Origin of the sequence: Rhodococcus olei, from assembly GCF_039540555.1 — a bacterium.
GTDB classification, from domain to species: domain Bacteria; phylum Actinomycetota; class Actinomycetes; order Mycobacteriales; family Mycobacteriaceae; genus Rhodococcus_G; species Rhodococcus_G olei.
In genome coordinates, this window is sequence record NZ_BAABFB010000048.1 from 107762 (window position 1) to 127243 (window position 19482).

General features: G+C 71.2%; 18 protein-coding genes, 1 tRNA gene and 1 pseudogene. 10 read left to right on the forward strand and 10 right to left on the reverse strand.

All coding sequences use genetic code 11. The features are described 5' to 3' along the window. Position 1: 1 nt before the first annotated feature. The 3 genes from ABD951_RS15195 to ABD951_RS15205 all read right to left on the reverse strand — a co-directional run bounded on the left by ABD951_RS15195 (position 2) and on the right by ABD951_RS15205 (position 5191). Positions 2–1342 (reverse strand): MFS transporter, encoded by a 1341-nt coding sequence (locus ABD951_RS15195; RefSeq protein WP_345346276.1) that lies wholly within the window; start codon positions 1340–1342, stop codon positions 2–4. A gap of 130 nt (positions 1343–1472) precedes the next feature. Next, entirely contained in the window at positions 1473–4076 is a 2604-nt protein-coding gene (locus tag ABD951_RS15200) for a beta strand repeat-containing protein (protein ID WP_345346279.1), read from the reverse strand. 254 nt (positions 4077–4330) lie between these two features. Continuing rightward, positions 4331–5191: a GmrSD restriction endonuclease domain-containing protein gene (locus ABD951_RS15205; protein WP_345346282.1), complete on the reverse strand. Its 861-nt coding sequence runs from the start codon at positions 5189–5191 to the stop codon at positions 4331–4333. Positions 5192–5362: 171 nt separating this feature from the next. Here ABD951_RS15205 and ABD951_RS15210 point away from each other — a divergent pair, with 171 nt between their 5' ends. Beyond that, complete coding sequence (locus ABD951_RS15210; RefSeq protein ID WP_345346285.1) at positions 5363–5740, forward strand: VOC family protein; 378 nt, start codon at positions 5363–5365, stop codon at positions 5738–5740. 45 nt (positions 5741–5785) lie between these two features. Here ABD951_RS15210 and ABD951_RS15215 read toward each other — a convergent pair. Continuing rightward, positions 5786–6415: pseudogene (locus ABD951_RS15215) on the reverse strand (dienelactone hydrolase family protein); the annotation flags it as partial. Between the two features lie 210 nt (positions 6416–6625). Here ABD951_RS15215 and ABD951_RS15220 point away from each other — a divergent pair. Both ABD951_RS15220 and ABD951_RS15225 read left to right on the forward strand, forming a co-directional pair. Then, on the forward strand, positions 6626–7552 hold the full coding sequence (locus tag ABD951_RS15220; RefSeq protein ID WP_345346288.1) for an NADP-dependent oxidoreductase: 927 nt from the start codon (positions 6626–6628) through the stop codon (positions 7550–7552). A 65-nt stretch (positions 7553–7617) separates the two neighbouring features. After that, positions 7618–8553, forward strand: a complete 936-nt coding sequence (locus ABD951_RS15225) for an AraC family transcriptional regulator (protein WP_345346290.1) — start codon at positions 7618–7620, stop codon at positions 8551–8553. A gap of 83 nt (positions 8554–8636) precedes the next feature. Here ABD951_RS15225 and ABD951_RS15230 read toward each other — a convergent pair. Then, positions 8637–8710 (reverse strand) — tRNA-Pro (locus tag ABD951_RS15230). Between the two features lie 38 nt (positions 8711–8748). After that, the gene (locus tag ABD951_RS15235; RefSeq protein ID WP_345346293.1) at positions 8749–9711 is read right to left on the reverse strand and encodes a metallophosphoesterase; all 963 of its coding nucleotides are present in this window, start codon (positions 9709–9711) and stop codon (positions 8749–8751) included. Positions 9712–9780: 69 nt separating this feature from the next. On the opposite strand from ABD951_RS15235, the gene ABD951_RS15240 reads away from it, so the two are divergent. After that, on the forward strand, positions 9781–10257 hold the full coding sequence (locus ABD951_RS15240; RefSeq protein WP_345346295.1) for a GatB/YqeY domain-containing protein: 477 nt from the start codon (positions 9781–9783) through the stop codon (positions 10255–10257). 141 nt (positions 10258–10398) lie between these two features. Here ABD951_RS15240 and ABD951_RS15245 read toward each other — a convergent pair whose 3' ends face one another. Further along, positions 10399–12768 carry a penicillin-binding protein gene (locus tag ABD951_RS15245; RefSeq protein ID WP_345346298.1) on the reverse strand — a complete coding sequence of 790 codons (2370 nt, stop codon included), beginning with the start codon at positions 12766–12768 and terminating at the stop codon, positions 10399–10401. A 251-nt stretch (positions 12769–13019) separates the two neighbouring features. On the opposite strand from ABD951_RS15245, the gene ABD951_RS15250 reads away from it, so the two are divergent. Beyond that, positions 13020–13346, forward strand: coding sequence for a WhiB family transcriptional regulator (locus ABD951_RS15250; RefSeq protein ID WP_345346301.1), 327 nt, complete (start codon positions 13020–13022; stop codon positions 13344–13346). A 95-nt stretch (positions 13347–13441) separates the two neighbouring features. Here the strand turns inward: ABD951_RS15250 and ABD951_RS15255 are convergent, their stop codons facing one another. Then, positions 13442–13891 (reverse strand): cupin domain-containing protein, encoded by a 450-nt coding sequence (locus ABD951_RS15255; RefSeq protein ID WP_345346304.1) that lies wholly within the window; start codon positions 13889–13891, stop codon positions 13442–13444. A 95-nt stretch (positions 13892–13986) separates the two neighbouring features. On the opposite strand from ABD951_RS15255, the gene ABD951_RS15260 reads away from it, so the two are divergent. Both ABD951_RS15260 and ABD951_RS15265 read left to right on the forward strand, forming a co-directional pair. Beyond that, positions 13987–14433, forward strand: a complete 447-nt coding sequence (locus ABD951_RS15260; protein ID WP_345346307.1) for a MarR family winged helix-turn-helix transcriptional regulator — start codon at positions 13987–13989, stop codon at positions 14431–14433. Further along, entirely contained in the window at positions 14430–15683 is a 1254-nt protein-coding gene (locus ABD951_RS15265; protein WP_345346310.1) for an MFS transporter, read from the forward strand. Before ABD951_RS15260 ends, ABD951_RS15265 begins: the two co-directional genes overlap by 4 nt. Here ABD951_RS15265 and bagB read toward each other — a convergent pair. Then, positions 15667–16779, reverse strand: a complete 1113-nt coding sequence (gene bagB / locus ABD951_RS15270) for an ATPase BagB (RefSeq protein WP_345346313.1) — start codon at positions 16777–16779, stop codon at positions 15667–15669. The genes ABD951_RS15265 and bagB overlap by 17 nt on opposite strands. Continuing rightward, positions 16776–17792, reverse strand: coding sequence for an ATPase BagA (gene bagA / locus ABD951_RS15275; protein WP_345346316.1), 1017 nt, complete (start codon positions 17790–17792; stop codon positions 16776–16778). Before bagA ends, bagB begins: the two co-directional genes overlap by 4 nt. A gap of 142 nt (positions 17793–17934) precedes the next feature. Here bagA and sp36 point away from each other — a divergent pair, with 142 nt between their 5' ends. The 3 genes from sp36 (at position 17935) to ABD951_RS15290 (ending at position 19468) form a co-directional block, all read left to right on the forward strand. After that, the gene (sp36, locus tag ABD951_RS15280; protein ID WP_085999530.1) at positions 17935–18099 is read left to right on the forward strand and encodes a Sp36 family protein; all 165 of its coding nucleotides are present in this window, start codon (positions 17935–17937) and stop codon (positions 18097–18099) included. Between the two features lie 5 nt (positions 18100–18104). Next, a complete protein-coding gene (locus ABD951_RS15285) occupies positions 18105–18563 on the forward strand; it encodes a RidA family protein (protein WP_345346320.1) in 459 nt (152 codons plus the stop codon). Between the two features lie 110 nt (positions 18564–18673). After that, positions 18674–19468, forward strand: coding sequence for an MBL fold metallo-hydrolase (locus ABD951_RS15290; protein ID WP_345346322.1), 795 nt, complete (start codon positions 18674–18676; stop codon positions 19466–19468). Positions 19469–19482: the final 14 nt, after the last annotated feature.

Sequence of the window (19482 nt, forward strand, 5' to 3'; positions counted from 1 at the left end):
TCTAGCCCCTGTTCCGTTCCTCGGCCGCCAGCCGATACCGGCGGAGAACCAGCATGCTCACCGTGACCAGAAGCGCCGGTGCGGCGGTGAACGCCAACGCGATGCCGGTCAGAGCGGTGTGGGACTGGGCGGCGACGTCGTCGCCGTCCGACGAGACGAACCCGGTCGCCGCGAGGATCAGCAGCACCAGTGCCGGTCCGAGCGCCATCGCCACGGTCTCGGCCGCCGTCCACACTCCGCTGAACGCGCCGGCCCGCACCGACCCGCCGGTCCGCTCCTCGTGGTCGCTGATCACGTCCGGCAGCATCGACATCGGCAGCATCTGCATTCCCGCGTACCCGATGCCGGCGACCGCGACCACCGGATAGATCCACGGGCCGGCCCCGGCCAGCAGTCCCAGCAGCGCGAGCGTGGCGGCGAGGAACAGGGAGGAGGCGAGCAGGAACGCGCGCTGCTTCCCCCACGCCCGCACCAGGCGGATCCACAGCGGCATCACCGCGACCGCGGGGCCGACCAGCGCCGCGAACAGGATCGACACCGCGCCCTCGGAGTCCAGCAGATACGTCGCCACGTACTGCGCGCCGCCGAGCATCGTGCCGGTCGCCAGCGCCTGCAGCGCGAACGTCGCAAGCAGCACGCGGAACGGCTCGCTCGCGCGCACCGCGGCCAGGGTGTCGGCGAACCCGTGCGCGGCACCGGAATCGGCGACGGATCGCGCGGGACCACGGGGAGCGATCGCCCAGGCGGCCGACATGCCCGCGCCGAGCAGCACTCCCGCGACGACGCCCATCACCAGGTACCCGGTCCGCCCGCCGCCGATCTCGCGCAGCGCGGGCCCGCCCGCGCCGAACAGCAGGATCGCGACGCCGAGCAGCGCGACCCGCCACGACATCAGGCGGGAGCGCTCGTGATAGTCCTCGGTCAGTTCGGCGGGCAGCGCGATGTACGGCACCTGGAACAGTGCGAACGCGATCGCCGCGAGGATGAACGAGACACCGACCCACAGGCTGCTCGCCGCGGTGGACAGCCCGGCCGGCACCGCGAACGTGAGGGCGAAGAACACCGGCAGCGTGAGTGCGCCGAGCAGCAGGAACCGCCGGCGCGTGCCCGTCCGCGCGGCCGCGGCGTCGCTGCGCGCCCCGACCAACGGGTTGACCAGCACGTCCAGCGCCTTCGGGGCGAAGACCACCACGCTCGCGGCGACCGCGGGCACCGCGAGCGTGTCGGTGAGGTAGTAGGCGAGCACGAGCCCGGGCAGGGTCGCGAAGCCGCCGGTACCGACCGAACCCAGCGAATACCCGGCGACGGTCGACCTGCTCAGGCGCGGGGGAGCGAGGGTCATGCGGTCAACATAGGACATTTGTCCAGGTTGCGACGAGGGTTGCGCGCACCCCCGTTGCGGGGCTCGGAACGGCGGGACGCCCCTCACCGTGGCGGTGAGGGGCGTCCGTCCTTCAGTGGGATCGGGACCGTCAGGAACCGAAGATGTTCTCCAGCGAGCCGAGGCTGCCGCCGCCACCGGGGTTGCCCGGCGCGGACACGGTCACCGTGGAGGCCGTGGAGGTCGACTCCTTGAACCCGGTGCTGCCGGTGTACACCGCGGTGATCTGGCGGGCGCCGGTCTCACCGAACGCGTACGGCAGGACGGCCTTGCCGTCGACGACGTTCACGGCCTCGCCGATCGGGGTGGTGCCGTCCATGAAGCGCACAGTGCCGGTGGTGACCGCGTCACCGGACTCGGTCTTGACCGTCGCGGTCAGGTTCACCGGATCGCCCTTCGTCGCCGTCGCCGGCGCCTCGAGCGTCGTCACCGTGGCCACCTCGACCGGCACCGGATCGGTGACGGTCACCGTCTTCGCCTGCCCGGTCGAGCCGTTGAAGCCGTCCGCGCCGCTGTAGACGGCGGTGATCGAGTGGTTGCCGGCGCTGGTGAACGTGTGTGCCAGCTTCGCGCCGCCGTCGACGAGTGCGATCGGGCCGCCGATGTCGGTGCCGCCGTCCTTGAACTGGACGGTGCCGCCGACCGCGTCGGTGTTCTCCGGGGACTTCACCAGTGCCCAGAGGTCCACGGATTCGCCGGTGGTCGCGTTGCCCGGCACGTTCAGCGTCGTGGTGGTGTCGACGACGTCGACCGAGACCTCGATCGCCCCCGCGGACGCGGTGGACGGGCGGTGCGTCGTGTCACCGGAGTACCCGGCGGTGATGTCGTGGGTGCCGACCGTGGTGAACGTGTGGCTCAGCGTGGCGGTGCCGCCGGTGACCGGGGCGGTGCCGAGAACGGTTGCGCCGTCCTTGAATTCGACGGTGCCGGTGGCCTCGGCGGGGGTGACGGTGGCGGTGAGGTCGACGGCGGTGCCGGTCTTGGCGGTCGCCGGGACGTTCAGCGTGGTCGTCGAGTCGACGATGACCGGGTCGGTGGAGACCTCCACCGTGCCGGCGCCCGAGGTCGACGTGTTGTGCCCGGTGTCACCGCTGTAGACGGCGGTGATGCTGTGGGTGCCGTCGGCGGTGAACGTGTGGTTCAGCGTGGCGGTGCCGCCGGTGACCGGGGCGGTGCCGAGAACGGTTGCGCCGTCCTTGAATTCGACGGTGCCGGTGGCCTCGGCGGGGGTGACGGTGGCGGTGAGGTCGACGGCGGTGCCGGTCTTGGCGGTCGCCGGGACGTTCAGCGTGGTCGTCGAGTCGACCATGTTGACCGAGACGTCGACGGTCGCCGCCGCGGACGTCGAGGGGCGATGCGTCGCGTCACCGGAGTACACCGCGGTGATCGCGTGCGCCCCGGTCGTCGTGAACGTGTGGTTCAGGGTCGCGGAGCCGTCCGTCACCGGGACCGGCGCACCGATGTCGGTCGCGCCGTCCTTGAACTGCACCGTGCCGGTCGCGCCTGCCGGGGCGACGGCGGCGGTCAGGTCGACCGCGGTACCGGTCTTCGCGGTGGCCGGGGCGGTGACCGTGGTGGTGGAGTCGACGATCACCGGATCGGTCGTGACCTCCACCGGGCCCGCCGCGGAGGTGGACGGGTGGTGCGTGGCGTCGCCGCCGTAGACGGCGGTGATGCTGTGGGTCCCGTTCGCGGTGAACGTGTGGTTCAGCGTCGCGGTCCCGCCCGTGACGGGTGCGGAGCCGAGAACGGTTGCACCGTCCTTGAATTCGACGGTGCCGGTCGCGTCGTTCGGGGCGACGGTGGCGGTGAGGTCCACCGCGGTGCCGGTCTTCGCGGTCGCCGGGACGTTCAGCGTCGTGGTGCTGTCGACGACAACCGGACCCGCATTGTTGACCGTGATCGTGGCCAGCGGGCCGGCGCCGGCGTTGAGTGCCGCGTCCTTGTTGTCGCGCGGGGTGCAGCGAGTCGGAGCCCACTGGGTGCCGCCGAGGAACGACGCGCGCGGCAGGAAGGAGTAGTAGTTCTCGTTGTTGTTGTAGCTACCTGCATTTCCGGCCGTGCGGATGGTCGGGGTGATCACGCCCGGCGCGGTTGCCGTCACCGTCACGTCGATCGCGGGCAGCCGGAACCAGCTGTCGCCGCCGGTCGAGTTTCCGTTGAGGTCCTTCTGCAGCTTCGGGGCCCGGATCCCGCCCTCGCTGTTGGTGCTGTTGTTGCCGCCGTTGGCGATGACCTCGTTGTTGCCCGACAGGCGCAGGAGGGTGCCCGCGGGATCCGCCGCGCCGGAGGTGTTGATGCGCAACACGCTCGGCGCGACGCCGTCGAGGTTGACGCCGGTCCCGGGTACCACCGATGCGCTGACGAAGGTGGCGTTGGCCGGGATGTTGTAGTCCACCTTGAGTCGAGAGATGTTCGTGGTCGTCGCACCGGACTCGCTGTTCGGGTACGACGACCCGCCGGGCTGGATCCGGTACGTGAACGTCTCACCGGCCTCCACCGATGCCGGCGCGTCGACCGTCATGGAGGTTGCCGCGGTCTTGTGAACCGTGAGCACGGCGCTCGCCTGGCAGGAGTTGGTGAAGGGAAGGGTTGTGGCTGCTGCGCTCGCCGGCGTGGCGGTGAACATCATGCCCGCGACGACCGCGGCAGAGGTGACCGGCACGGCGAGACTCCGCGCTGAGGGTGTGGACATCGAATCTCCTTGCGCCCCTCGGCGGGCAGCCGGTAGGGCCTCGGGTGGTTGAAATTCACAACACCATGCCAGCGACGGTGAGATTCCGTTGCAGTTTCGAGACAATTCACCTGCGGGTGAAGTCGAATTTTCAACTGTTTAACGAAAGCGCTGTGACCTGCGGATTTTAGGGAACCATGGTGAGCCGGTCCGAGGCCGAATCGGTCATTTTGCCCCGCGGGATCGCCGACTGCGTGCGGTTTTCGAAAATCAGTTCAGCGGGGTGCCGTCTCGCACGCGACCCCGTCGCCGTCGCCGTCCAGGTCGGGCCGGTACCCCGGCGAGCCGGCGTGCAGTGGTGCGGCTCCGGCGGCCCGGGCGGCCGCGCAGGTCGGATACCGGACGGCACCCGGGTCCGCGGGCGCCGCCGGAGTCGCGGGTGCCGGCGCGGGGTCGGCGCCACCGCACCCGCTCAGCACCCGCGCGATCGCGTCGCGTTCGGCGGGCGTCACCCACAGTCGGTACGCGGCCTTCACCTCGACCTGCCGGGCCACGTACGTACAGCGGTAGGCCCGGCGGGGCGGCAGCCACGTCGCGGCGTCCCCGTCGCCCTTCTGCTGGTTCACCGCGCCCCCGACCGCCTGCAGGTTGCGGGGGTCGTTCGCGAGGTCGGTCCGCGTCGCCTCGTCGAGCTGCTGTGCGCCGGTCTGCCAGGCGTTCGACAGCGACACCAGATGGTCGACCTGCGCCAGGGGTGAGGTGTCCGGTCCGGATTCGAAACTTCCTGTCTCGCCGGTGTATTCGTCGAACAGTGTGCCGGACACGACCTTGCAGCCGGCGGTGCCCGCCTTCGTCGTGGCGTCGGTCAGATCGCGGCGCAGCACGTCGTTGCGGGTGTCGCATCCGTTGTGGCCGCCCGCGACGCGCACGTCGTCGGTCCACGCCTGGCCGAACAGGTCGCGCGAGTACCCGGTCCTCGGGGCACGGCCCTTCACCGGCAGCGTCGCCAGCAGTGCCAGCGCGTCGGTGTCCGGCACACTCGCCACCCCGGCCGGCGGGCCAACGGCCTCCACCGAGGTCGCGGTGTCGACGGCCGGCGACGGGGCCGCCGAGTCGACCGCGGCGGAACAGGACACCGTCCACGTCGCGGCCGACAGCAGGACCGCAACGCGGGCCGCGCGATACGCGAGTCGGGGCGTGGCGGTGTCGATCGGGCGCTCCTGGGGTCGTGGCGTGCACCACACTGTGCCCTGGCCGGTTGCGTGTGAGCCCTGCGGGGTCGTCCCGAGGTCGTTAGCCTCGACGCCATGCGAATCAAGATGTGCGGAATCCATGTCATCGATCCCGCCGCGGCGTTCGACTTCTACACGAAGACCCTCGGCTTCGAGGAGCTCCTCGCCGTACCCGAACATCTGCTGTACATCGTCAGGTCCCCGGAGGACCCGGACGGTGTCGGCCTGCTGCTCGAACCGAGCGACAATCCGATCGCGACCGCCTACCGCGAGGGTGTGTACGGCCTCGGGTTGCCGTCCATCGTGTTCGGTGTCCCGGATGTGCGAGCCGAGTACGAGCGGCTGATCGGGCTCGGTGTCCGGTTCACCGGCGAGCCGACCAGCGACCCGTCCGGTGTGTCGGCCGTCTTCGACGACACCTGCGGAAACCTGGTGCAGATCCACCAGGACTGACGAGCGGGCGTCCCGACGCGACACGCCGCGTTGCGAACTCCGGGCCTACGCCTGGTCCCGCGGCTGCCCGTCGATCCACCGGGCCAGGAACGTGGTCGCCAGGTCGATGACATCGTCGAGGGCGCCTGCCTCCTCGAACAGGTGGGTCGCGCCCGGCACCACCGCGACCTCGACGGGTCCGGGGATGCACTTGGCCGCCCGTCGGTTGAGTTCGAGCACGAGGCGGTCGTGACCGCCGACGATGAGCAACGTCGGTGCGCCGACCCGCCGCAGCGCGGCCCCGGCCAGGTCGGGGCGGCCGCTGCGCGAGACGACGCCCCGGACCCGTTCCGGCCGGTCGGCCGCCGTGGTCAGTGCGGCCGCGGCGCCGGTGCTCGCGCCGAACAGGGCATCCGGGAGTTCGACGTGGGTGCCGAGCCAGTCGACGACCGCGGTCAGCCGCGCCGACAGCCGGGGGATGTCGAAGCGAAACTCACGGGTGTGGAGGTCGATTCGTGTCTCCTCCTCGGTCAGCAGATCCACCAGGAGAGTCGCGAATCCGGTCGCTCGCAGCCCGGCCGCGACGTGCCGGTTGCGGGGGCTGTGCCTGCTGCTGCCGCCGCCGTGCGCGAACGCCACGACACCCCGGGCCCGGTCGGGCACGCAGAGGTCACCGTCCAGCGTCACGCCCGCGGCGTCGAACCGCAGGGTGCGCTCACCGATCCCGTCACCGGCCACCCGCGTCCACTTCTTCCCGGCCGTCCTCGTGTGGCCGATGCTACGCGGCCGAGACCGTCGTCGACGTGGACGATCGGACATGTTTCCGAGCACTTCGGACATTCCGCGGCTCGTCCGACCTCCCTAATGTCGTGTGCGGCAACACAAACGACTGAGGAGGGAACCCCCATGCAGGCTGTGATCCAGAACGTCCTCGGCGCTCCCGAGGTGCTCGAGACCGTGGAGGTAGAGCGACCCGTGCCGCGCCGCGGCGAGGTCCTCGTCCGGGTGCACGCGAGCGGCGTCAACCCGGTCGACGCGGCCGTCCGGTCGGGAGCGTTCCCGCTGCTGGGCGCCCCGCCGTTCGGGGTCGGCTGGGACATCTCGGGTGTGGTCGAGGAGGCCGGCGCAGGATCTCGGTTCGCGGTCGGTGACGAGGTCTACGGCATGCCGCTGTTCCCGCGAGCGGCGACCGGCTACGCCGAGTACGTCCTGGCGCCGTCGACCCAGGTGGCGTCCAAGCCCGCCACCCTCGACCACGTGCAGGCCGCGGCGCTGCCGTTGGCCGCGCTCACCGCCTGGCAGGGCCTGGTGGGTGCGGCGGGGGTGGGCGCCGGCGACCGGGTCCTGATCCACCGGGCGGCGGGCGGTGTCGGACACCTGGCGGTGCAGATCGCGAAGGCCCGCGGTGCGCACGTGATCGCCCTGGCGAGCGCGGCGAAGCACGACTTCGTCCGCGGACTCGGTGCCGACGAGGTGATCGACCATCGGGTCACCGACTTCACCGAGATCCTCGGCGACCTCGACGTCGTCTTCGATTCCACCGGGCAGGGCGCGCGGTCGCTGCGTGTGCTGCGGCCGGGCGGCACCCTGGTGAGCATCGTCGAGCACCGGGACCACGAGTTGGCGGCGCACGTCGAGTCGGCGGGCCGCCGCTTCGCCGGGGTCTCGGTGGAGCCGGACCACGCTGCGCTGGAGGCGATTGCCGAACTCGTCGACGCCGACCGGATCCGGCCGCACGTCACCGAGACGTTCGCCCTCGCCGACGTCGCGAAGGCGCACGAGCTGATCGAGACCGGCCGGGTGCGGGGCAAGATCGTGCTGAGGGTCCGCTGAACGCGACGACCGTATCGTGGGGCTCCGAACGACACCGGCCGAGGGACGAGGGAGGGCGAGGGGCGTTGGACATCCTGACCGAGGCGTTGGCGTCGATGCGGACCGGGAGTCCGTCCTCGGTGCGCACCGAGGGTTGCGCACCGTGGGGGCTGCGGCTCCCGCCCGTCGCGGGCGCCGGCTTCCACGTCGTCCTCTACGGCAGCTGCTGGCTGGTGCCGCTGGAGGACGCGTCGCACCTGCAGCCGATCGCGCTCAGCCCCGGCGACGTCGTCTTCCTGCGCGACGGCCGCGGCCACATCCTCGCCGACCACCCCTCCACGCCGGCCCACGAGGAGGAGGCCGGGCAGTTCCGTCCGGGATCGCCGATCGGCACGCTGTCGCTCGGCGGCGACGGCCCGCGCACCAGCCTGCTGTGCGGCAACTACCGCCTCGACCAGCGGCGCCCCCACCCGCTCGTCCGCCAGCTCCCCGAGGTGGTCCACCTGCCGACCCGGCACGGCCGCCACCCCGAGCTGAGCGCGGCGGTGCAACTGCTCGGGGCGGAACTGGAGAACCCCCGGATCGGGTCGGACGGCATCGTGCCCGCGCTGATCGACTCGCTGCTGCTGTACATCCTGCGGGCCTGGCTCGAGGCCCAGCCCCGCGCGGACGCCGCGGGCTGGGCGGCAGCGCTCGGCGATCCCGCGGTCGCGCCCGCGCTGGCGGCCGTCCACGCGGACCCGTCCGCGCGGTGGACCGTCGACTCGCTGGCCGACCGGGCGGGTCTGTCCCGCGCCGCGTTCGCCCGGCGGTTCGCCACCCTGGTCGGTGAACCCCCGATGGCCTACCTGACCCGGTGGCGGATGTCCACCGCGGCCACGCTGCTGCGCGAATCCGACGCGCCGCTGAGCGCCGTCGCCGCCCGGACCGGGTACGGCTCGGAGTTCGCGTTCGCGAAGGCCTTCCGGCGGGAGTACGGGCTGGCTCCCGGGGCCTACCGCCGTCAGGCGCGGGCGGCCTGACCCACCGGGTCGTGCGGGTGCCGGGGGCACCCGGAACGCAACGAAGGCGCCATCCGCTGTGCGAATGACGCCTTCGAAGACCGTCGGGGTGGCGGGATTTGAACCCACGACCTCTTCGTCCCGAACGAAGCGCGCTACCAAGCTGCGCCACACCCCGGTCTTGCCGACCACCCGTTCCCGGGCAGCCAGCAAAGCTTAGCGTACGACTGCCGAAGAAAGCGAAACGCCTGGTTGGACCCCCTGTTTTGGTCCTTTTTCGGGTGCCGGGACGAGGGTCAGGAGGGTCGCCTCGGGGCGGCAGCAGAACCGGGCCGGCGCGTATGGCGACGTGCCGATACCCGCCGAGACGTGCAGCTGCATGTGAGCGCCCCATCGCGACGGGCCCTTCACCCGCGACCGGTCCAGCTGACAGTTCGTCACCAGGGCCCCGTAGAACGGCAGGCACAGCTGGCCGCCGTGCGTGTGCCCGGCGAGCACCAGGTCGTAACCGTCGTTCGCGAATCGGTCGAGCACCCGCGGCTCGGGGGAGTGCGTGATGCCGAGCTTGAGGTTCGCCATCGGGTTCGGCGCCCCGGCGACGGTGTCGTAGCGGTCCCGCTTCAGGTGCGGGTCGTCGACGCCCGCAGTCGCGATCCGCACACCCGCGACCTCGAGTTCGCGGCGGGTGTGGGTCACGTCCAGCCAACCGCGCTCGGTGAACGCCGCGCGCAGGTCCTGCCACGGCAACGGCTCACCGAAGGTGCGCTTGTGCTCCTTCTTGAAGTACTTGAACGGATTCTTCGGCTTCGGACCGAAGTAGTCGTTGCTGCCGAAGACGAACAGCCCGGGGCGCGCCAGGAGCCCGCCCAGCGACTGCACCACGGAGGGGACCGCCCGCGGGTGCGACAGGTTGTCGCCGGTGTTGACCACCAGATCCGGCTCGAGCCGGTCCAGCTCCCGCAGCCAGTTCTGCTTGAGCTTCTGCCCGGGCGTCATGTGCAGGTCGCTGATGTGCAGCACCCGCAGCGTCGACGAGCCCGGCTCCAGGACCGGCATCGTCACCTCGCGCAGGGTGAAGGCGTTCCGCTCGATCAGCGAGGCGTAGCCGATGCCGAGGGCAGCGGCACCCGCCAGTCCGGCGGCTGTTCCGCGGAGGGTGGTGCGTGGGTTGTCGAACACCAATTCAGGATACGCAGCGGTCGCAAACGACATGCGCGGCGCCGGTGCGGGCGCGTAGCGTTCGAAACCATGCCCGACTCCACAACCACCCTGAAGTCCACGCTCCGCGCCGACATGACGGCCGCGATGAAGGCCAAGGACACCCTCCGTCTCCAGACCCTGCGGATGGTCCTCGCCGCGATCCAGACCGAGGAGGTCTCCGGCAAGGAAGCCCGCGAACTCACCGACGACGACGTGCTCAAGGTGCTCGCCAAGGAGTCGAAGAAGCGCGGCGAGGCCGCCGAGATCTACACCGAGAACGGGCGCGGCGAGCTCGCCGCCAACGAGCGGGCCGAGGCGCAGATCATCGACGAGTACCTGCCGACGCCGCTCACCGATGCAGAACTCGCGGACGTCGTCGACACCGCGATCGCCCAGGTCGCCGAGGACATCGGCGAGCGGCCCGGGATGAAGCAGATGGGGCAGGTCATGAAGGCCGCGACCGCGCTCGCCGGCGGCAAGGCCGACGGGTCACGGATCTCGAAGGCGGTCAAGGACCGCCTCTAGGCGCTTCGCGCCCGGTGCGCAGGGGGCGGCTCCGCTGCGCTTCGCGCCCGGTGCGCAGGGGGCGGCTCCGCTGCGCTTCGCGCCCGGTGAGTGATCGTCACCCCGGTTGGGGTGACGATCACTCACCACGCGACGTGCCCGCTACCGCGGCAGTGGCAGCGGCGGAAGCGGCGGGAGGCCGGGCAGCTGGATCTGGACCTGGCCGGGCGCCGGGGCGGCCGGGCCTGGCGCCGGGGCCTGCCGGAGCGTGCCGTCGCTGACGTACAGCGTCACCGCCGACCCCGGCACCGCCGACCCCGCCGGCGACGAGCTCAGCACGGTGCCCTTGGCGCCGTCACCGGCGGTCGTGACCGCGTTCACACCGAACCCGGCGGCCTTGAGGGCCGCGGTCGCCTGCGACTCGCTCATCCCCGCGACGTTCGGTACCTGTGCGTTCTGGGAGCCACGCTGGTACTTCGGGTCGATCGGGGGCAGCGCGGTGGCCCCGAACCGATCCACGACCGGCATCATCGCCTTGAACCAGGTCTGCGCCGGTTCGTTACCGCCGTAGACGTTGCCGCTGCCGCACTGACGCAGCGGCGACGTGCAGATCTCCTTCGGGGTCGGCGAGTCCGCGTACACGTAGACGGCGCCGGCGAGGTTGTTGGTGAATCCCAGGAACGCCGACGACATGTGCGACTCGGTCGTACCGGTCTTGCCGGACATCGGGAGCTTCCACCCGTTGGCGCCCGCGGCGGCCGCCGAGGTGCCGCCGGGCTGGTCGTCCTTGCTCAGCGCGTTCGCCAGGGTGTCGGCCAGCCCGGGTTCGACGACCTGTTCGCAGGCCTGCTGCGTGATCGGGACCGGCTTGCCGGCGCGGTCGTAGATCGAGTCGATCGGCGTCGGCGGGCACCACTTGCCGTGCGAGGACAGGGTCGCGGCCACGTTCGACAGCTCCAGCGTGTTGATCCACGTCGGACCCAGGGTGAACGAGCCCAGGTTCTGCTGCTTCTGCATGTCGGCCATCGACAGCCCGTCCCCGTAGCCGGAGGTGCCGGGCTGCGCGTACGACCGCATGCCGAGACGGACGGCCATGTCGACGGTCGGGGTCACGCCCACCGACTCGATCAGCTTGACGAACGCCGTGTTCGGAGACTGCGCGAGCGCGTCGGTGACCGACAGCGCCGGCGGGTACTTGCCTGCGTTCTCGACGCAGTAGGTCGCGGCCGGGCAGCCCCGGGCACCGCCGTTACCCATCCCCTTGACGTCGACGCGGCCCGGAACCTGCAGGATCGCGCTGGTACCGAGGCCCTTCTCCATCGCCGCCGCGGTGGTGAAGATCTTGAAGATCGATCCCGCGCCGGTGCCGACGAGCGAGTACGGCTGCGGTTGCACCGTTTCGTTGATCGCGCCGTTGAGGCCGTAGTTCCGGCTGCTGCTCATCGCGAGCACGCGGTGCTGGTCCTGGCCGGGCTGCACGACGTTCATCACCTCGGCGACCCCCTCGGTGGTGGGCTTCGCGGTGGCGGTGAGCGCGGCGTGCACCGAGTTCTGCACGGTCGGGTCGAGGGTGGTCTTGATCAGCATCCCGCCCTTCTCGACCTGTTCGCGGCTGATCCCGGCGTTCGCGAGGTACTGCAGCGCGTAGTCGCAGAAGAACCCGCGGTCGCCGGCCGCGATGCACCCGCGGGGCAGCGACTTCGGTTCCGGCAGCACACCGAGCGGCTGCTGCTTGGCGGCCCGGATCTCGTCGGCCCGATCCGGGATGTTGACGATCATCGTGTCCAGCACGGTGTTGCGCCGCTCGAGCACGCCCTCGGGGTTGGTGTACGGGTTCAGCGCCGAGCTGGACTGGACCATGCCGGCCAGCATCGCGGCCTGGGTGAGGTTCAGGTCCTTCGCGTCGACCCCGAAGTAGGTCTGGGCGGCGTCCTGGATGCCGAACGACGCGTTGCCGAACGGAACCAGGTTCAGGTAGCGGGTGAGGATCTCGTCCTTGGTGAGCTTTTTGTCCAGCGTGAGCGCCATCCGGATCTCCCGGATCTTGCGGGCCGGGGTGGTCTCGATCGCGGCGCGACGCTCGGCGTCGGTCTTCGCGACCACCAGCAGCTGGTAGTTCTTCACGTACTGCTGGTCGATCGTCGACGCGCCCTGCTGGACCTCCCCGCTGGTGGTGTTCGTCAGGAAGGCGCGCACCGTGCCCTGCCAGTCGACGCCCTGATGGTCGGCGAACCTGCGGTCCTCGACGGACACGATCGCCAGCTTCATGTCGTTGGAGATCTTGTCGCTCGGCACCTCGAATCGGCGCTGCTCGTACAGCCACGCGATCGGGTTGCCCTGGATGTCGACCATCGTCGACACCGCGGGCACGTCACCTTCGACGAGTTCGGCGGAGACGTTGTCGACGGTGTCCGCGGCGCGGTTCGACACGATGCCGAACCCACCGGCGAGGGGGAACATGACACCCGCGAGGAGTGCGCCGGCCAGGGCCGTGCATCCGGCGAGTTTCGCGACTGTCTTTGCGATGGGCACGAAGACAGGGTACGTGGCTCCCTCGGTCGGGCTGCGCCGCGCGACCAGCCGGTTCGATCTGGCTGGACGTCCGTACCAAAAAATCGGCCAGGCATCTTGCGCGGACCGTTATACATTGCCTAAATTGTGATCCAGTGTGATTCACATAACACTGGATCGGGAATGTGGTGAGCATCGCTCATGTTAGGGGCGGTTCACGCACTTCCAGAGCGTCAGCGAGGGCGACGCTTGTACTGCAGGAGGGGCAGAAGATGACCGTGACCACCCCGGGCCACCGGTTGGACGTAGAAGAGGCCGAGGCCCGCATTGCATGGGTTACGCAGGCGCGATGCCGCACGGTCGACCCTGATCAGCTGTTCGTTCGCGGCGCCGCCCAGCGCAAGGCCGCGACCATCTGCCGGCACTGCCCGGTTCTGATGCAGTGCGGCGCGGACGCACTGGACAACAGGGTCGAATTCGGAGTGTGGGGCGGGATGACCGAGCGTCAGCGCCGGGCGCTCCTCAAGCAGCACCCCGAGGTCGAGTCGTGGGCGGACTTCTTCGCGGCGCAGCGGAGCAACCAGGCGTCGATCATCTGAATCGCTGTCATTCGAACGAATGAACTTCGGCCGTCGGCCGGGACCCCCGGGTGGGTCCCGGCCGACGTGCTGCCGGAAGCCCGGCGCGACTCGGGTCAGCCTTCCCGGAGACGAAAGTCGGCGAAGTCGAATCCCGGCACGACGACGCAGCTGACCAGGGCGGGCTCGTCGCCCGCCGGGGTGGCGCGCTGCCAGTGTCCGGGTGGCACCACCAGCTGCGGGCGGTGGCCCGCACCGATGTCCGGGCCGAGCAGGTGCTCGGCCGGGGCGACCGGCTCCGGGCCGTCGCCGGCGAGATCGAGCCGGATCGGGCTGCCGCGGTGGTGCAGCCACAGCTCGGCGCCCCGGACGGTGTGCCAGCTCGACTGCTCGCCCGGGAGCAGCAGGAACAGGATCGCGGTGCCGGCACTGCGCTCGCCGGCGTAGCCCGCGGGCAGCCCGGCCGCGGGGATCGAGACGTCGCTGCGCCACGTCTCCCGGTACCAGCCGCCCTCGGGGTGGGGTGCCAGCTCGAGGCCGTCCGCCCAGTCCGGTAGCGCCGTCATCCGGCGATCCTCGCAGTTCCGGCCCGTCCGCGCAGGACATTGATCTCCACAAGAGTATGCTTGCCGATAGGCAACTAATCTCTCCGGAGGCGCACATGGCCCAACTGCCCACAGAGGACGAGGTCACCCGTCTCAAGATCGCGCTGATCCGCATCGTCCGGCTCGTCGACAAACAGGTCTCCGGCGGCGGACTCACCCGGACCCAGCTGTCGGTGCTCGGCACCGTCGCCCGCATCGGCCCGCTGGGCATCGGTGCACTCGCGGAGGCCGAGGGTCTGAATCCCACGATGCTGTCGCGGGTCGTCGGCAAGCTCGAGAACAACGGCCTGCTGCAACGCAGCACCGACCCCGCGGACCGGCGCGCGGCCCGGGTCGAGATCACCGCCGCAGGCGAGGAGCTGCACTGTCGGCTCCGGCGCGAACGCAGCGCCCTGCTCGCCGCCGCGCTGACCCGGCTGCCCGGCGACGACGCCGACGCCCTGCTCGCCGCGCTGCCGGCCATCGAGGCGCTGGTCCGGGAGATCGCGACCCCGTCGCGGTGACCGCGCTCGCCGACGCCCGCCGCGACACCTTCGTGTCGCTGGCCAACCGCAACTTCCGCCGCTACTTCACCGGTCAGGCGGTGTCGATGATCGGCACCTGGATGCAGACCGTCGCCCAGTCCTGGCTGGTTCTCCAGCTGACCGGGTCGGGTACCGCGCTCGGCTCCGTCGTCGCCCTCCAGACGCTGCCGGTGCTGCTGTTCGGCCCGTACGGTGGCGTCGTCGCCGACCGCCTCGACAAGCGCCGGCTGATGATCGGCCTGCAGTCGATGATGGGCGTGCTCGCGGCGGTCCTCGGCCTGCTCACCGTCACCGGCACCGTCCAGCTCTGGCACGTCTACGTGCTCGCGTTCCTGCTCGGGCTGGGCAACAGCTTCGAGAACCCGGCCCGCCAGGCGTTCGTCCTCGAGATGGTCGGCCCCGACGACCTGCGCAATGCCGTCAGCCTCAACTCGGTGCTCGTCAACGCGGCCCGGGCGGTCGGTCCCGCGATCGCGGGCATCGTCATCGCCGCCGGTGGGCTCGGCACCTGCTTCCTGCTCAATGCGCTCAGCTTCGTCGCCGTCGTCGTCTCCCTGGTCCGGCTCGACGTCGACACGCTGCGCCCGTCCCCGCCGGCGCGCCGCGAACCCGGGCAGCTGCGCGAGGGACTGCGTTACGTCGCCCGCACGCCGACGCTGCTGGTTCCGCTGCTGATGATGGCCCTGGTCGGGTGCCTGGCCTACGAGTTCCAGGTGGTGCTGCCGGTGCTTGCCAGCGACACGTTCGGCGGCGACGCCAGCGTCTACGGGTTCATGACCGCGGCGATGGGGCTCGGCGCGGTCGCCGGCGGGCTGTTCGTCGCGGCCCGCGGGCGCACCGGGATCCCGGCACTGGTCGCCGCGGCGGCCCTGTTCGGGGTCCTGATCGGGGCCGCCGCGCTGGCGCCGACGCTGGGGCTCGAACTCGTGGCGCTGGTGCTGGTCGGCGCCGCCAGCGTCGGCTTCCTGTCGATCGGCAACAGCACCCTGCAGCTCGAGTCGGAACCCCGGATGCGTGGTCGCGTGATGGCGTTGTGGTCGGTGGCCTTCCTCGGATCGACGCCGATCGGCGGGCCGATCGCGGGCGCGGTCGCCGAACAGTTCGGCGGCCGAGCCGGACTGCTGATGGGTGGCGTGGCCTGCCTGGTCGCGGCCGGCCTGGGCGCGCTCGTGCTGCGCCGGCACCGGAGGGTCGCGCTCGAGGAGAACCCGGTCAACCTCGACCGGTGAGCTGATCGGCGACGGCCCGCAGCGCCTCCAGGTCGGACACCTCGAACGGTAGCGACGGCACCCCGACCACGCGGACCCTCGGGTGCGCGCTGGTGAACCGGCTCAGCAGGCGCAGCTCCCGCTGCGCGGTCCGGGCACGTTCGGCGTGGATCCGCAGCACCGCCGCCGCCAGCGGATGCTCGCCCCGCGCGTCGAGCAGGTCCGCGGCCGCGCCCGCGTGGTCGGGCGGCAGCGAGCTCAGGGTCGGGTGGGTGCGGTTGAGCACGAGGCCCGCCAGCGGCATGCCCTCCGCGGAGAGCCGCTCGACGAAGAACGACGCCTCCCGCAGCGCGTCGGGTTCGGCGGCCGCGACCACGAAGAAGTGTGTGCCGGACGCCCGCAGCAGCTCGTAGGTGTGCGACGCCCGCTCCCGGAAGCCGCCGAACATCGACTCGAAGGACTGCACGAACGCCGACGCGTCCGAGAGCATCTGGCTGCCGACGACCGTCGACACCGCCCGCAACGCCAGTCCCATCGCGCCGGTCACCAGTCGTCCGATGCCGCGGCCCGGCGCCGACAGCAGCCGGATCATCTTCCCGTCCAGGAACGTGCCGAGGCGCTGCGGCGCGTCCAGGAAGTCGAGGGCGTTCCGCGACGGCGGGGTGTCCACGACCACCAGGTCCCACTCGTTGCTCGCCGCGAGCTGGCCCAGCTTCTCCATCGCCATGTACTCCTGCGTGCCGGAGAACGACGTGGCGACGGTTTGGTAGAAGGGATTCGCCAGAATCTGCTGCGCCTTCGCCGGCGAGGAGTGCTCGAGCACCATGTCGTCGAACGTGCGCCGCATGTTCAGCATCATCGCGTGCAGTTCGCCGGTCGCGCCCGGGGCCAGCTGCACCGGCTGCGGGGTGTTGCCGAGGTCCTGCACCCCGAGCGCCTGCGCCAGCCGTCGCGCCGGGTCGATCGTCAGCACGACCACCCGCCGGCCCTCCTCGGCGGCCCGCAACGCCATCGACGCCGCGGTCGTGGTCTTGCCGACGCCGCCGGACCCGCAGCACACGACGATCCGCGATGTCGGATCGGTGAGGATCGCGTCGACGTCCAGTGCCGCGCTCATCGGACGCCCTGCTCGGCGAGCTGCTCGGCCAGCTCGTAGAGCCCGCCCAGGTCGACGCCGTCGGTCAGCGCGGTCAGGTGCAGCCGCGCGACGTCGAGCTTGTCGAGTTCGACCGCGCTGTCGTCCTGCGTGGCGAGCGTCGCGGCGTGCTCGATCGTCTCGGTGAGCAGCCCGGCGAAGTCGCCCTCGGACAGGCGGATCCCGGCGGACTCCAGGCCGGCGTGGACCGCGGCGGCGTCGACGGTGCCCGCCGCGGCCGCCGCCATCGTCGCCGGAGGCAGGTACGCGGTGCCCGACCGGTTCACGATCACGGTGCCCAGCCGCAGGTCCGCGGCCTCGAGTTCCTGCACCGCGTCCGCGGTCTCCTGCACGGGCAGCGCCTCGAGCAGCGTCACCAGGTGCACCATCGTCTCGTCGGAGTGCAGCAGCCGGACGACCCCCTCCGACTGCGAGTGCACCGGCCCGCCCTTGGCCAGGTCCGCCATCGCCTTCGTCACGTCCAGGAAGCTACCGATCCGGCCGGTCGGCGGGGAATCGACCACCACCTCGTCGTACACCGGGACACCGTTTCGGTCGGTGCGGATCACGCACTCCTTGATCTTGCCGGTGACCAGGACGTCGCGCAGGCCCGGAGCGAGCGTCGTCGCGAACTCGATCGCGCCCATCCGCTTCATCGCCCGGCCCGCGAAGCCCAGGTTGTAGAACATGTCGAGGTACTCGAGGAACGCGGTCTCGATGTCCAGGGCGAGGGCGAACACCTCGCCACCGCCGTCGGCGACCGCGACCTTCGTCTCGGTCGGGGGGAGCGGGGGGACGTCGAACAGCTGCGCGATGCCCTGTCGCCCCTCCACCTCGACGAGCAGGACCCGGCGTCCGCCTGCCGCCAGGGCCAACGCCAAAGCCGCTGCCACGGTGGACTTTCCGGTGCCGCCCTTGCCGGACACGAAGTGCAGGCGGGCCTTGTCCGCCTTGGCCGGCCACTCGAAGACGGGTGTGTTCGCGGGTGCTGCCACCCCCCGAGCCTATAAGTCGCGGCGGCGAATCGGCGGGCGGCAGGCCCCGAATCGAGGTCCCGGCCGGTGCCGGGAGCTGTCCACGCAGGTCGTCCGGCACGGAGCCGTGGAGACCGCGGGGCGGGGCACTAGGCTCACCGGCATGAGCGAATTGACCACCTGGGAGTACGCGACCGTCCCGCTGCTGACCCATGCGACCAAGCAGATCCTCGACCAGTGGGGTGGGGACGGCTGGGAGCTGGTCACCGTGCTGCCCGGCCCGACCGGCGAGCAGCACGTGGCCTACCTGAAGCGTCCGAAGGGCTGAGCGCGATGGCTGACTGGAAGGCCCGGCTGGCCGAACTCGGCGTGGCGCTGCCGCCGGTCGCGGCACCGGTGGCCGCGTACGTGCCGGCGGTGCGCACCGGCGACCTCGTCTACACCTCCGGGCAGCTGCCGTTCGTCGACGGCGCCCTGCCGGTGTCGGGGAAGGTCGGCGGGAGCGTCGACGCCGACACGGCGAAGGAGGCGGCCCGCACCTGTGCGCTGAACGCGCTCGCCGCGGTCGACGCCCTCGTCGGACTCGACGCCGTGGTCCGGATCGTCAAGGTGGTCGGGTTCGTCGCCTCCGCCGACGGGTTCACCGGCCAGCCCGGTGTCGTCAACGGCGCGTCGGAGTTCCTCGGCGAGGTGTTCGGCGACGCCGGTGTGCACGCCCGGTCCGCGGTCGGGGTCGCGGAGCTGCCGCTCGGCGCCCCGGTCGAGGTGGAGCTGATCGTCGAGGTCCGCTGACCTGCAGTCGTTCTCGTCGGCCCGCCCACCGCACGTCGGTGGGCGGGCCGACGCCGTCTCGGTGACCGGACGGGCCCGGTGCCGCGCGGGCCGCTCCGTAGAGTGTGCGCATGACCCACGCACATCCGGCATACGCGCAACTGCGTCAGGTCACCCCGATCGCGGCGGTGATGCTGGAGAACAACCCGGGAATGATGACCCTCGACGGCACCAACACGTGGATCCTGCGGGCGCCCGGACGCGAGGAGTGCGTCGTCGTCGATCCCGGCGACGCCGACGAGGAACACCTGCGTCGGATCGCGGAGGTCGGTCCGGTCGCGCTGACGCTGATCACCCACCGGCACCACGACCACACCGGCGGGATCGACCGGTTCGTCGAGATGACCGGCAGCCCGGTGCGGGCGGTGGATCCGCAGTTCCGGCGGCACACCGACGCCGGGCTGCCCGACGGCGAACTGATCGAGGAGGTCGGACTCGCGATCCGCGTGCTGCGGACCCCCGGGCACACCAAGGACTCGACGTCGTTCGTGATCGAGGGGGAGGGGTCGGTGCTCACCGGCGACACCATTCTCGGTCGCGGCACGACCGTCCTCGACTCGACGGACGGCGACCTCGGCGACTACCTGTCGTCGCTGCGTGTGCTCATCGACCTCGGGTCCGGGCGCACGGTGCTGCCCGGGCACGGTCCGGAGCTGCCGGACCTGCAGGTCGTCGCCGAGCAGTACCTGGCGCACCGCGAGGAGCGGCTCGCCCAGGTGCGGGACGCGCTCGAGGTGCTCGGTCACGACGCCGCCGTGCGTGCGGTCGTCGAGCACGTCTACACCGACGTCGACGAGAAGTTGTGGCCGGTCGCCGAGCAGTCGGTGCGGGTGCAGCTGGACTACCTGCGGCCGTCGCACGAGTGAGCTGACCTGCATCG